The sequence below is a fragment of the Citrobacter sp. CK181 genome (genome assembly GCF_030333595.1).
Lineage (GTDB): Bacteria > Pseudomonadota > Gammaproteobacteria > Enterobacterales > Enterobacteriaceae > Citrobacter_B > Citrobacter_B koseri.
Genome location: NZ_JAOWFN010000016.1, coordinates 88,293 through 102,266, shown reverse-complemented (window position 1 = coordinate 102,266; position 13,974 = coordinate 88,293). Strand labels below are relative to the sequence as shown.

The 13,974-nt window shown below is 53.7% G+C and carries 11 protein-coding genes; 4 read left to right on the top strand and 7 right to left on the bottom strand.

What is annotated here, in order from left to right; all coding sequences use genetic code 11:
• Positions 1 to 2 precede the first annotated feature (2 nt).
• The 4 genes from ppx to purM all read right to left on the bottom strand — a co-directional run bounded on the left by ppx (position 3) and on the right by purM (position 5,508).
• Positions 3 to 1,544, bottom strand: coding sequence for an exopolyphosphatase (gene ppx, locus OGW17_RS20885; protein WP_012131279.1), 1,542 nt, complete (start codon positions 1,542 to 1,544; stop codon positions 3 to 5).
• A gap of 4 nt (positions 1,545 to 1,548) precedes the next feature.
• On the bottom strand, positions 1,549 to 3,615 hold the full coding sequence (gene ppk1, locus OGW17_RS20880; RefSeq protein WP_012131280.1) for a polyphosphate kinase 1: 2,067 nt from the start codon (positions 3,613 to 3,615) through the stop codon (positions 1,549 to 1,551).
• 220 nt (positions 3,616 to 3,835) lie between these two features.
• The gene (purN, locus tag OGW17_RS20875) at positions 3,836 to 4,471 is read right to left on the bottom strand and encodes a phosphoribosylglycinamide formyltransferase (RefSeq protein ID WP_077956824.1); all 636 of its coding nucleotides are present in this window, start codon (positions 4,469 to 4,471) and stop codon (positions 3,836 to 3,838) included.
• Positions 4,471 to 5,508 carry a phosphoribosylformylglycinamidine cyclo-ligase gene (gene purM / locus OGW17_RS20870; protein WP_024130122.1) on the bottom strand — a complete coding sequence of 346 codons (1,038 nt, stop codon included), beginning with the start codon at positions 5,506 to 5,508 and terminating at the stop codon, positions 4,471 to 4,473. Before purM ends, purN begins: the two co-directional genes overlap by 1 nt.
• Before the next feature lie 292 nt (positions 5,509 to 5,800).
• On the opposite strand from purM, the gene OGW17_RS20865 reads away from it, so the two are divergent.
• The 4 genes from OGW17_RS20865 (at position 5,801) to OGW17_RS20850 (ending at position 10,215) form a co-directional block, all read left to right on the top strand.
• The gene (locus OGW17_RS20865) at positions 5,801 to 7,231 is read left to right on the top strand and encodes a 6-phospho-beta-glucosidase (protein WP_071258054.1); all 1,431 of its coding nucleotides are present in this window, start codon (positions 5,801 to 5,803) and stop codon (positions 7,229 to 7,231) included.
• A gap of 183 nt (positions 7,232 to 7,414) precedes the next feature.
• Entirely contained in the window at positions 7,415 to 8,041 is a 627-nt protein-coding gene (gene upp / locus OGW17_RS20860) for a uracil phosphoribosyltransferase (RefSeq protein ID WP_012131286.1), read from the top strand.
• A gap of 87 nt (positions 8,042 to 8,128) precedes the next feature.
• Positions 8,129 to 9,418 carry a uracil permease gene (gene uraA / locus OGW17_RS20855; protein WP_012131287.1) on the top strand — a complete coding sequence of 430 codons (1,290 nt, stop codon included), beginning with the start codon at positions 8,129 to 8,131 and terminating at the stop codon, positions 9,416 to 9,418.
• Positions 9,419 to 9,513: 95 nt separating this feature from the next.
• Positions 9,514 to 10,215, top strand: a complete 702-nt coding sequence (locus tag OGW17_RS20850; protein WP_213164963.1) for a DnaA inactivator Hda — start codon at positions 9,514 to 9,516, stop codon at positions 10,213 to 10,215.
• Positions 10,216 to 10,250: 35 nt separating this feature from the next.
• Here the strand turns inward: OGW17_RS20850 and OGW17_RS20845 are convergent, their stop codons facing one another.
• Genes OGW17_RS20845 through celB form a run of 3 tightly spaced genes read right to left on the bottom strand, consistent with a single transcriptional unit; the run spans position 10,251 to position 13,960 of the window.
• Positions 10,251 to 11,681 (bottom strand): leucyl aminopeptidase family protein, encoded by a 1,431-nt coding sequence (locus tag OGW17_RS20845; protein ID WP_071258053.1) that lies wholly within the window; start codon positions 11,679 to 11,681, stop codon positions 10,251 to 10,253.
• Positions 11,678 to 12,637 (bottom strand): glycosylasparaginase, encoded by a 960-nt coding sequence (locus OGW17_RS20840; RefSeq protein ID WP_012131290.1) that lies wholly within the window; start codon positions 12,635 to 12,637, stop codon positions 11,678 to 11,680. Before OGW17_RS20840 ends, OGW17_RS20845 begins: the two co-directional genes overlap by 4 nt.
• 3 nt (positions 12,638 to 12,640) lie before the next feature.
• Positions 12,641 to 13,960: a PTS cellobiose transporter subunit IIC gene (celB, locus tag OGW17_RS20835; protein WP_047462068.1), complete on the bottom strand. Its 1,320-nt coding sequence runs from the start codon at positions 13,958 to 13,960 to the stop codon at positions 12,641 to 12,643.
• Positions 13,961 to 13,974 lie beyond the last annotated feature (14 nt).

The window sequence follows — 13,974 nt, the reverse complement described above, 5'->3', positions numbered from 1 at the left end:
AATTACGCCGCGATAGTGGGCGAACTCTCTTCTTCGATTTTGAGACGCCAGCCCGTGACCGCTTCCCAGTATTGCTGCTCTTTTTCCAGATCGAGCAGGACGAGCGCGTTTTGGCTAAACCAGTCATGCGGGAAGCGCAACGTCCAGTGATTGTCGTCAGTTTTTAGCCGTAGCGTTGGCGGCGTTGTGGTGGCCTGGCGCTGATTATTCAGCAGAACGCCCAGGCGCAATAGCTGAATCAACGGCAGGAATTGTTTTTTCTTGAACAGCGTAAAGCGGGGCAAGTCATCCAGCTTAACGGCTTTACGATGATAACGGACTAATGTCGCCATCATCAGTTGCTGTTCCTGGTTAAAACCCGGCAAATCGCTGTTTTGCAGAATATAGGCAGAGTGGCGGTGCAGGCCGCTGTGGTTGATGTTCAGCCCCACCTCATGCAGCATTGCAGCCCACTTCAGTAACGCTTCCAGCTGTGGATGCGCCAGCTTTGGCTGTTGCGTCTGCCACTGTTCATACATCTGCATGGTTGTTTCCAGCACGCGCCGGGCCTGATCGCTGTCGATGTTATACTGATTCGCCAGGCTTTTGGCCGTACGGCTGCGCACATCCTGATGACGGAAGCGGCCTTCCATTTCGTACAGCACGCCTTCGCGCAGCGCCCCGTCGGAAAGGCGGAGTTCGCGGATTGCCAGCGCATCAAAAACGCCACACAGAATGGCCAGACCCGGAACAAAGACCGCTTTTCGCTCTTCAGACAGGCCCGGCAGGCTCAGTGCTTCAAAGGAGCGGTGCCTGAGCACTTCCGCCATCAGTTTATCCAGTCGTTCTGGCGTAATGAAGCCGTCCTTCTCACCCATTTCCAGCAGCACTTCATGGGCGGCTTTGATGGTGCCGGACGCGCCCAGCGCGACGTTCCAGCCCTGAATGCGGAACTGCCAGGTTAACGTCTCCAGTTTTTGCGCAGCGGCCATTCGGGCGCGCTGGAAATTTTCCGGGCTGATGGCGCCGCCAGGAAAATAGATCTGTGCGAAACTGACGCACCCCATGCGACGGCTTTCGACCAGTTTTGGCTCGAAGTTTTCGCCGATGACTAACTCCGTCGAGCCCCCGCCGATATCGATCACCAGCTTGCGGCCTTTTTCCGGCTGCGTATGCTCCACGCCCATAAAAATCAGGCGGGCTTCTTCGTTACCGGAAATGATTTCGATCGGGTAGGGGATGACCTTCTCCGCGCGCTTCAGAAAATCGGTGGCGTTCAGCGCCTGGCGCAGGGTATGGGTGCCTACGATACACACGCTTGACGGGGAAAATCCCTGTAGGCGTTCGGCGAATAACGATAAGCAGCTTAACCCGCGTTCTATCGCTTCTTCACTTAACATATTGTCTTCGCCGAGACCATCCGCCAGATGTACGCGCTGTTTCAGCCGACCGATGATCTGCATGGCGCCATCCACCACGCGGGCAATGACCATATGAAAACTGTTCGAACCGAGGTCGACCGCCGCGAACTCCTGCGGCCGGGGTGTCTTGTCATGTATTGGCATAGCGTTAGTCAGGTTGCTCGAGTGATTTGATGTAGTCGTAAATCGCCAGTTGCGACTGCACCTTGCGACGATTTCCGCGCGGCACGTAGCGATTACTCAGTTCTTTATCTATGTAGCGGGCTTTTACCGTGTCGCTAAACAGGATGTCAATAATATCCAGCACGCGTTGCTTAAGGCACGGGTCGAGCAGCGGCGCAGCAACTTCGATACGGTAATCGATATTTCTCGTCATCCAGTCAGCGGAGGAAAGATACACCTGCTTGTCGCCGCCGTTGGTAAAAATATAAACCCGGTCATGTTCGAGATAACGATCCACGATACTGATCACGCGGATATTGTCGCTAATGCCTTCCAGATTTGGAATCAGCGAACACATCCCACGAACCAGCAGATTGACCGGCACACCCGAGCTGGATGCGGCGTACAGACGGTCGACCAGCCCCTTGTCCACCAGGTTATTCAGCTTCAGCGTAATGCCGGAGGGGAGACCTTGCTGGGCGTTGGCGATTTCTTTATCGATCATCTCGTACAGCAGGCGTCGTGAGTTCTGCGGAGAGACCAGCAAATAGTCGAACGTCACCGGGCGGTAAGGGTTCTCGATAAAGTTGAACACGCGACGGACTTCGTTCGTGATACGCGCATCGGCGGTCAGTAAGGAATAGTCGGTGTACAGGCGTGCCGTTTTTTCGTTGAAGTTCCCTGTGCCGATGTGCGCATAACGCACCACCTCATCGCCTTCTTTACGCGAGATGAGGAACAGTTTGGCGTGAATTTTCAGGCCTGGCGCCGAGAAGATCACATGTACGCCTGCTTCGGTCAGCCGCTTCGCCCAGTGGATATTCGCCTCTTCATCGAATCGCGCCTGCAATTCCACCACCACGGTGACTTTCTTGCCGTTATGGGCGGCGTGAATCATCGAGTCGATGATGCGTGAATCCTTCGCCACACGGTAGATGTTGATTTTGATCGCCAGCACGCTGGGGTCAAAGGAGGCCTGGCGCAACAATTCCAGCACATGTTCGAAAGTGTGGTACGGATAATAGAGCAGAACGTCGCGCTCGCGAATGGCGTCGAACCCGTTGCGGAACTTCTCTTTATCAAACCAGAGATGGCGCAATCGCGGCAGCGGCTTGTTCACCAGATTGGCTTTGCCCACGTTGGGGAAGCTAATGAAGTCTTTGAAGTTGTGATACCGGCCGCCGGGTACGATGGAGTCGTAGCGGGAGATGGTCAGCTTTTCACGCAGCACTTCCACCAGCGCGTTTGGCATATCGCGCTGATAAACAAAACGCACCGGCTCGGCGGTCAGGCGTTGTTTCAGGCTGGAGGACATCAGCTCCATCAGGCTCGATTCCATCTCGTGCACCAAATCGTATTCGGCATCACGGGTCATCTTCATTGAGTAGGCATTCAGCGCGTCGTAGTCAAAGAAGCCTTTGAAGATGTCGTCCAGGCAGTAGCGCAAAATGTTATCCAGCAGGATCATCGGCTTACGGCGACGCGGCGCTTCCGGCGGCAGATTCACAAAACGCGGCACTTTGTCGGATGGAATTTCCAGCAGCGCGTAGCGGATAGCATCGCCACGAATAATCTCTACGGCCAGATAGGTGTAATCATCTTTCAGAAACTGAACTAAATCCGTCTCGCGATTGATCAGAATTGGCGTGATGTGTTGGCGTAAGTAGTGTTTAAAATAATGCCGCAGCCAGCTTTGCTGGTTGGCCGACAGTTGGCGTTCGTTGATTAAGAAGATCTGATTACGTGCCATTTCCAGCAGCAATTCGTTGTACAGGCTGTCGAATTCCTGGTCGGCTTTTAGTACCCGGGACTGGATCTTACCTAGCAGATGGCGAGAATGAGAATTAGAACCCTGTTCTTCGCTGATTATGATGCGACGTTTCAGTTCGGCGAAACGAACTTTATAGAACTCGTCAAGGTTATTGGAATAGATGCCCAGGAAGCGCATGCGTTCAATAAGCGGATTTGATTTATCCGCAGCTTCCTGGAGCACGCGTTCGTTGAACGCTAACCAACTTAGCTCTTTCTCGATGTATAGTTTTTCCTGACCCATTACAACTCACACTCCGTTTTATTCACGGGACACTGCCTGATTATTATGGCGAGCATTGCGCTCAGATGTCCAACTGTGCCAGAAAAATATGACAATAAACCGTCAGATAAGCAAAGAGATGAGGGGAATTCCTGAGGCGTAGGCCGGATAAAGTGTTGACGCGCCACCCGGCATTGAAACGTTGGATTGCCTGATGGCGCCGTCCTGCGAGGGAATGTTATTACTCGGCGGCATAGCCTTGCGGCGGCAGGCGATTGCCATCCAGCCAGGCGGCGTTATCACGCATTTCCAGACGGCCATCCACAAACCAACTGACGACCAGAGGATAGATAGCGTGTTCCTGCGTCTGAACGCGGGCCGTAATTTCATCTTCGCTGTCGCCTTCAAAGACCGGAATCTTCGCTTGCAGAATAACCGGGCCGCCGTCGAGTTCATCGGTAACAAAATGGACAGAGGTTCCGTGTTCTTCATCGCCGTTTTCCAGCGCCTGACGGTGCGTATGCAACCCCGGGTATTTTGGCAGCAGGGAAGGGTGAATATTGAGTAGACGCCCCTCATAGTGGGCGACGAACGCGGGGCTCAGGATGCGCATATAGCCCGCCAGCACCACGAGATCGGGGGCGTAAGCGTCTATTTCACGCATCAGTTCGCGGTCAAACGCTTCACGGCTGGCGAATTGATCGGCCGTTAACGCATGTGCCGGAATTCCGGCCTCACGCGCGCGTTCAAGGCCGAACGCGTCGGCCTTGTTGCTGAATACTGCCCGAAGGGTGCCTTTGATTTTTTTCTCTTTGCAGGCATCGATAATCGCCTGCAAATTGCTTCCGTTGCCGGAAATAAGCACCACAAGATTCATCATTGAATAACCACGCGCTGTTCGGAATCAGAAGCTTTAATGATACCGATTTTCCAGGCGTTTTCACCTTTTGCTTTCAGCAGGGCGAGGGCGTTATCCACTTCCGCTTCCGGCAGGGCGATCACCATCCCGACGCCGCAGTTGAAGGTGCGATACATTTCATGCTGGCTGACGTTGCCTGCGGTTTGCAGCCAGTTGAAGACGGCTGGCCATTGCCAGGAAGATTCGTCAATCACCGCCTGGGTGTTGTCCGGCAATACGCGAGGAATATTTTCCCAGAAACCGCCGCCGGTCAGGTGGGCGATGGCGTGCACATCGACTTTTTCAATCAGTTCCAGAATGGACTTCACATAAATGCGGGTTGGCGCCAGCAGGTGATCGGCTAACGGTTTGCCTTCCAGCTCGGTGTTTTCCGGGTCGCAGCCGCTGACTTCAACGATCTTGCGCACCAGAGAATAGCCGTTGGAGTGCGGGCCGCTGGAGCCAAGGGCAATCAGCACATCGCCATCGGCCACTTTGGAACCGTCGATAATTTCTGATTTTTCCACCACGCCGACGCAGAAACCGGCGACATCGTAATCTTCGCCATGATACATCCCTGGCATTTCAGCGGTTTCGCCGCCGACCAGCGCGCAGCCTGATTGCAGACAACCTTCGGCAATACCGTTGATCACGCTGGCGGCGGTATCGACGTCCAGCTTGCCGGTCGCGTAGTAATCCAGGAAGAACAGCGGCTCCGCGCCCTGAACGACCAGATCGTTGACGCACATCGCCACCAGGTCGATCCCGATGGTGTCGTGGCGTTTCAGATCCATCGCCAGACGCAGTTTTGTCCCTACGCCGTCAGTGCCGGAAACCAGTACAGGCTCACGATATTTTTGCGGCAATGCGCACAGCGCGCCGAAGCCACCCAAACCACCCATGACTTCCGGGCGGCGAGTTTTCTTCACTACGCCTTTGATTCGATCAACCAGAGCATTACCAGCGTCAATATCAACACCGGCATCTTTATAGCTAAGAGAGGTTTTGTCGGTCACTGCTTAGGTCCCCACGCGTTACTTGCGGTGAAAATTAAATTCGGCGCAATTCTAACAGGGAAAGCAAACGTTTGCGAGCCTGCTCTGCATCCGTTTTTATCTGCCGAATTTTTCAGCGTTTTACCGTTGTGTACCCATTTGTTTGAACTGCTCCACGAAAATGAAACCGGGTTCATTACCGTGCTTGAAACCTGCGCCAGTTATGCACAGTATCGTACTGAAACCGGTTTCTGTTTTGCTTCGGGTTGTCAGCGTAGCGGCGTTAACATTGCAATTACAATGAGGGAAACGTATGTCTGGATTTAAAGCGAATTTCATGTGGGGCGGCGCCGTTGCCGCTCACCAGTTAGAAGGCGGCTGGCAGGAAGGCGGAAAGGGGATTAGCGTGGCGGATGTGATGACCGCCGGTGCGCATGGCGTTCCGCGGGAAATTACCGACGGCGTGATCGCCGGGAAAAATTATCCTAACCATGAGGCTATCGATTTCTATCACCGCTACAAAGACGATATTAAGCTCTTTGCCGAGATGGGCTTTAAATGTTTTCGCACCTCTATCGCCTGGACGCGCATTTTCCCGCAGGGGGATGAATTACAGCCGAATGAAGCGGGTTTGCAGTTTTATGACGCCCTGTTTGATGAATGCCTGAAGTACGGTATTGAGCCGGTGATTACGCTGTCGCATTTTGAAATGCCTTACCATCTGGTCACGGAATATGGCGGCTGGCGTAACCGTAAGCTGATCGATTTCTTCGTGCGCTTCGCGAAAGTGGTATTTACCCGCTATCAGCACAAAGTGAAATACTGGATGACCTTCAATGAGATCAACAACCAGGCCAATTATCACGAAGATTTCGCGCCGTTCACCAACTCGGGGCTGAAATACCTGCCGGGCGAAGATCGTGAACCAGTGATGTATCAGGCGGCGCACTATGAGCTGGTCGCCAGCGCGCTGGCGGTGAAAGCGGCGCGGGAGATCAACCCGGCATTGCAGATTGGCTGCATGATCGCCATGTGTCCGATCTATCCGCTGACCTGCGCGCCGGACGATATGATGATGGCGATGAACGCGATGCACCGTCGCTACTGGTTTACGGATGTGCATGTGCGCGGGAAATATCCGCAGCATATCCTCAACTACTTTGCGCGTCGGGGCTTTGCGCTGGATATCACCGATGAAGATCGCACAGCCCTGTTACAGGGCTGTGTGGACTATATCGGTTTCAGCTATTACATGTCTTTTGCCACGAAAGCGACCGCAGATAACCCACAGCTCGATTACGACGAAACGAAAAGTCTGGTCTCCAATCCGTATGTGCAGAAGTCGGACTGGGGCTGGCAGATCGATCCTGTGGGGTTACGCTACTCGCTCAACTGGTTCTGGGATCACTACCAGCTACCGCTGTTTATTGTCGAGAACGGCTTTGGCGCGATAGATATTCAGCAGGCAGATGGTTCCGTTGACGATCGGTATCGTATCGACTATCTCGCAGCGCACATTCGTGAAATGAAAAAAGCCGTTGTGGAAGATGGCGTTGATTTGATGGGTTACACCCCGTGGGGCTGCATTGATTTGGTGTCGGCGGGGACGGGCGAGATGAAAAAACGTTATGGCTTTATCTATGTCGATAAAAATAATGACGGCAGCGGGACGTTAGCGCGCCATCCGAAGAGATCTTTTGCCTGGTATCAAAATGTAATTAAAAACAACGGAGAAAATATTTAAGATTCAATACGTTGTTATTCAGCCCCGCCATCTGTGCGGGGCGTGTTTTATACTCATTCTCCAGACGTATGTCACTTTGGTTGATCCATGTCAAGCATACGTTGTGTTGCGCCAGAGAGGAAAAGCGGTATAATCCGGCGATTTTTTTTGTGGTTGCCACTCGTCTGAGGAAAGGAGAAGAGTATGAAGATCGTGGAAGTCAAACACCCACTCGTCAAACACAAGCTGGGTCTGATGCGTGAAAACGACATTAGCACCAAACGCTTTCGTGAACTCGCCTCGGAAGTAGGCAGCCTGCTGACCTATGAAGCGACCGCAGACCTGGAAACCGAAACGGTAACCATCGACGGCTGGAATGGCCCGGTTGAAATCGAACAAATCAAAGGTAAAAAAATCACCGTGGTTCCTATCCTGCGTGCCGGTCTGGGCATGATGGAAGGCGTCCTGGAGCATGTGCCGAGCGCGCGTATCAGCGTGGTGGGCATCTACCGTAACGAAGAAACGCTGGAGCCCGTTCCGTACTTCCAGAAACTGGTATCCAACATCGATGAGCGTATGGCGCTGGTGGTTGACCCGATGCTGGCAACCGGCGGTTCAATGATTGCGACGATCGATCTGCTGAAAAACGCAGGCTGCCACAGCATTAAAGTGCTGGTGCTGGTTGCTGCGCCGGAAGGCATTGCGGCGCTGGAGAAAGCGCACCCGGATGTTGAGCTGTACACCGCATCGATTGATAAGGGACTTAACGAGCACGGATACATTATTCCGGGCCTCGGCGATGCCGGCGATAAGATCTTTGGTACGAAGTAATTGAATGAATAATAAAGAGCCGACTTTAAGAGTCGGCTTTTTTTTGAATAAAACACCCATAACATACAACACTCAGAGGAAAACACTATGACGCGCCGTGCTATCGGGGTAAGTGAAAGACCGCCGCTTTTACAGACAATCCCGCTTAGTTTGCAGCATTTGTTCGCCATGTTTGGCGCAACCGTGCTGGTGCCAGTCCTGTTTCATATCAACCCGGCTACCGTTCTGCTGTTTAACGGCATCGGTACGTTGCTGTATCTCTTTATTTGTAAAGGTAAAATTCCTGCATATTTAGGGTCGAGCTTTGCCTTTATTTCACCGGTTCTGCTGCTGTTGCCGCTGGGGTATGAAGTGGCGCTGGGTGGTTTTATCATGTGCGGCGTGCTGTTCTGCCTGGTCTCTTTTATCGTGAAGAAAGCCGGGACCGGCTGGCTGGACGTGATGTTCCCGCCTGCGGCGATGGGCGCAATCGTTGCCGTTATCGGTCTGGAACTGGCGGGCGTGGCTGCGGGAATGGCCGGGTTGCTGCCTGCTGAAGGGCAATCCCCGGATACCAAAACCATTACCATCTCCCTTGTGACCCTGGCGGTGACGGTCTTTGGCTCCGTGCTGTTCCGGGGTTTCCTGGCCATTATCCCGATCCTGATCGGCGTGCTGGCAGGCTATGCGCTGTCATTTGCGATGGGAGTGGTGGATACCGCGCCGATTGCCGAAGCGCACTGGTTCGCGCTGCCGACGTTCTATACGCCGCGCTTTGAATGGTTTGCCATTCTGACAATTCTGCCAGCGGCGCTGGTGGTGATTGCCGAACACGTAGGCCACCTGGTCGTGACGGCGAACATCGTTAAAAAGGATCTGGTTCGTGACCCTGGCCTGCATCGTTCGATGTTTGCCAACGGGTTATCAACGATGATTTCCGGGTTCTTCGGTTCTACGCCGAACACCACCTACGGTGAAAACATCGGTGTTATGGCGATCACCCGCGTGTACAGCACCTGGGTTATCGGCGGCGCAGCGATTTTTGCCATTCTGCTCTCCTGCGTGGGTAAACTGGCCGCTGCGATTCAGATAATCCCGCTGCCGGTAATGGGCGGCGTATCGCTGCTGTTGTACGGCGTGATCGGCGCATCCGGTATTCGCGTATTGATTGAATCAAAAGTCGATTACAACAAAGCGCAGAACCTGATCCTGACCTCGGTGATTTTGATCATCGGCGTCAGCGGCGCGAAAGTGCATATTGGCGCGGCGGAACTGAAAGGAATGGCGCTGGCGACCATTGTTGGGATCGGCCTGAGCCTGATCTTCAAACTGATCAGCGTTCTGCGCCCGGAAGAAGTGGTGCTGGATGCGAAAGACGCGGATACGCCGCAGCAATAATCCTGAAACCGGGCAGTGCTGCTGCCCGGTTCTATCGTGATGGAATTCTGTGGTAAACTCATCGCGATTTTATGGAATCCTGGATTGAGGTATCTCTGAACACTCCGGCACAGCTCTCTCTGCCACTTTATCTTCCTGACGACGAAACTTTCGCAAGTTTCTGGCCGGGGGATAACGCCTCTTTACTGGCTGCACTGCAAAACGTGCTGCGTCAGGAACATAGCGGATATATTTATCTCTGGTCGCGTGAAGGCGCGGGCCGTAGCCATCTGCTGCACGCGGCGTGTGCTGAACTGTCGCAACGCGGCGACGCGGTAGGCTATGTGCCGCTGGATAAGCGCACCTGGTTTGTACCGGAAGTGCTTGACGGCATGGAACATTTGTCGCTGGTGTGTATTGACAATATTGAATGTGTCGCCGGAGATGAACTGTGGGAAATGGCGATCTTTGATCTCTATAACCGCATCCTTGAGTCGGGAAAAACGCGCCTGCTGATCACCGGCGATCGTCCTCCACGTCAGTTAAAGCTGGGATTACCCGATCTGGCTTCTCGTCTGGACTGGGGGCAAATCTACAAGCTGCAACCGCTCTCTGATGAAGACAAACTCCAGGCGTTACAACTGCGCGCCAGACTGCGTGGGTTTGAACTGCCGGAAGATGTCGGGCGTTTTCTGTTGAAGCGGCTGGATCGCGAGATGCGTACGCTATTTATTACGCTGGATCAGCTCGATCACGCCTCAATCACCGCACAGCGTAAACTCACCATTCCTTTCGTTAAAGAGATTCTGACGCTGTAACGCTGCCGTTTTTGCCCGGTGGCCGGGCAAAAAACTCAGGCAATATCTTCCAGTAAGTGCTCAACCAGCAGTGGAATCGGCCTGCCGGACGCGACGCTTCTGCCGTTTTCTCGCCATAGCGCCGTACCGCTAATGTCCAGATGTGCCCACGGGATATCCGACGGGCAAAAATGATGCAGTAACCAGGCTGCGGAAGCGCTGATTGCCGCATTGTTCGTCGGCGTATTACAGAGATCGGCTATGGCGCTTTCGGTCTGCTTTTTCAGTCGTGCATCCAGAGGTAAAGACCAGACTTCATCTCCGCTCTGCCGTCCAGCCTCTGTTAGCGCCTGTCTTAACGCATCGTCCTGAGTCATCAGCCCGCTGAGTTCGTAGCCAAGCGCTTTCACCACCGCACCGGTCAAGGTTGCCATGTCGATGATATAACGGGCCTGCGGCTGTCGTTGGCTCGTCCATGCAATGGCGTCGGCCAGCACCAGCCGTCCTTCGGCGTCGGTGTTATTGATTTCCACTGTCATACCGTTGCAGGCGCGAGCAACGCTGCCAGGCTGCATTGCGTTCGGGCCGATCGCGTTTTCAGCCAGCGCCAGTACGCCCATTATGCGTACGGGCAGTTTTAACTCCGCAACCGTCAGGAGCAGTCCCAACACGTTGGCTGCGCCACACATGTCATATTTCATGGTGTACATACCCGCGCCCTCTTTCAACCACAGGCCACCGGTATCAAACGTTATCCCTTTACCTATATAGCAGCGTACCGGGCCGTCACTTATGCCGTTGTAATGAATGGCAAGCAAACGCGGTGGACAGGTCGCTCCTTTGCCAACCGCATGGAGCAGTCCGAGACCTTGTTCAACAATTTGTTGTTCATCAAGGACTTCACAGTGCAACGCAGGAAAAGAGGCGCACAGGGTTTGTGCCTCGTTGACCACGAACTGCGGCGTACAGCAATCGGAGGGGGTATCCGCCAGCCGCCTCGCAGAGACCATGCCGTTGGCAATGGCCTGCTGCTGCCTGAACATTTTTTCACGTTTCTCGTATTGTTCTGGCTGGCAGAACGCGGTGATATGGCGGATGCGAGTGGCGGTGGCATCCGTTTTTTTCAATTGTAAATCATTGAGCGTATACGCCTGATTAAACAAAAAACGCAGCAGCAGCGCCAGTACAGTGTCATTTATTTCGGTGACATCAATCAGCACATTTTCGCTGACTGGCGAGGCCAGCAGCGGTCGTATCGCATTGAGTAAACCTTCGGTCAGGCTGTCCTGCCAGAGCGCATCAGGCAACAGGGTAATTCGCGTAAAAGGCGCGCAGCCAAAGCGGGTATCCGCTACTTTATCTTGCGCCAGTACGCGCATTTCCGCGAGCAGAGCGGAATCCCGCAATAACGAACAGCCAGGAGGTGCGATAAGATGGCCTTGTGGTTGAACCTCTGCGGGTGAGCAAATCAGTTGGTATGAAATCATTTCTCTTCCTCGACTGGAGCACGTATCCGTGCGGCATAGTCTTGCATCCATTCTTCATCGACGGGGTGATAATGGGTTTTCTCGTGCTGGCGTTCGGCGCGAAATACGGTGAGCGGTTGGCGTGCGGTAGCGACAACGAACGAGAATGTTTTGATGTTAGTGGCTGCGCCAAACTCGCCTTTACGGTTCATGCAGACCACCGAGAGGTCGCCTGTGCGACCAAATCGCGACATCAATTTATCTTCCAGCTCAAACACGACAGAATCAGCCGCTTGTTGCGGTGTCATTCCCTGCGCCATGCGACGAACAATTTCATAGCTGGCGCAGCCTTTCATCAGATCTTCACCGACGCCCGTTGCCGTCGCCGCGCCGACTTCACTGTCGCAATAGAAGCCGGAACCAATAACCGGAGAGTCGCCAATGCGGCCGCGTTTTTTCATAAACAGGCCGCTGGTGGAGGTGGCAACGCTCATCGACCCCAGTTTATCCAGACCAATAATGCCGACCGTATCGTGGCCGTTATATGGACTTAAGCCTTTATCCAGCGTCTCCCGGCAGCGTTTTTGATAGTGCTGGATGGCTCTGTCGGTGAGCATGGTTTTATCCGCAAATCCCTGGCTCAGTGCCCATTCACGCGCACCCTGGCCAACCAGCAGACAGTTATAGCGCTGACGGCTTAACGCATGTGCGACGCGCACCGGGTTGGCAATATCCACCAGATTCCCGACCGCCCCAAACGCGAGGGTATCGCCGTCCATATAGGCGGCATCCAGTTCGACCTCGCCATTTTCAGTAGGCAGTCCGCCATAGCCCACGGATTTATAAAACGGAAAGTCCTCAACGGTTGCGACGGCGTCTACCACCGCCATTGCGACCGGGTTTCCCGCAGCCAGTGCAGACGCGGATTCCGCCACACCTTCAAGCGCCATTCGCCAGGTTGCGATAATTCCCCACATGGTTTACTCCTGTTTTGCAAGTGGTGCATCGGGCTGTGTTACGGCAGCCAGTTCCGCCGCGCGGTACTGTTTATCGACGATCCGCATAAAGGGCAGATACAGCATTGCGCCAATCAGCAGGTTAATGAGCTGCATGACGCTGCCGCTAATATGTCCGGTAACGATAAAACCGCTAATGACTGGCGGCAGCGTCCACGGAATAAAGACGCCCGTGGTGACGGCGACCGCGCCGAGCTTCATCGCGGTATACTGTACGGTGACCAGCACCAGCGGCACCAAGTTGAAGGGGATCAGCATTATCGGATTCATTATCACCGGCAGACCGAACAGAATCGGTTCGTTGATGTTGAACACAGACGCTCCGGCACCGAGCCGCGCCACTTCCCGCATGTTTTTACTGCGCGCAAAGAAAAGCATGGCTAACACCAGAGACAACGTTGCGCCCGCGCCGCCCATCCAAATCATGTCAAAAAACTGTTCCGTAATGATGTGTGGGGGTGTGGTGCCAGCCTGAATAGCCGCAATGTTGTCGGTCTGGTTTTCCATCCATAGCGGGCGGATGATGCCGTTAACCATTGAGCCGGAGTTAATACCGACCGACCACAAAATAGTGATGCTGAACACTGTCATCAGCGCGCCAAAGTAAGAGGTGCCGTAATGACGAACCGGTGTGGCGACCACTTCGTAAATAAACTGATGGATGGTCTGGTAATGGGTGTTTTCAAACAAGATGCGAATGCTCAGTACCAGTATCATGACCAGTAAAGCGGGGATCAGCGCGGCAAAAGATTCTTGCACCGCCGGTGGCACACCTTCTGGCATTTTGATCACCAGATTTTTACGCTTTAGCCAGCAGAAAAGTTCAGTCCACAGCAGCGAACCGATCATCGCGACGAACAATCCTTTTGTGCCAATCCACTCTACGGGGATCACGGTAATACCGCCGTTTTCCGCCACTTTGATAAACGGTGTAAGGATCAGAAAACAGACCAGCGCCAGAATGCCGCAGGAGATGCGATCTTCGCCGTAGTGTTCCGCCAGACGAAATGCGACCAGGAAACTGATAAACAGCGACATCGTTGAGAACACCGCGTTAAACGGGATCTCAATAATCGCACTCCAGCTCTCACCAAAAGCCTGAGACATAAACTGCTGATAGTTTTGATTCGGAAACGAAGAGATCACCAGCAGAATAGAGCCGACGATAATAAACGGCATAAACGAAACGTATGCGCCACGAATCGCGCCGAGATGCCGCTGCTGAGCGGTTTTCGCCGCCAGAGGCATCAGTTTTGCTTCAAGAAATCCCAGAACATTGTTCATTGTGAACTCCGTAC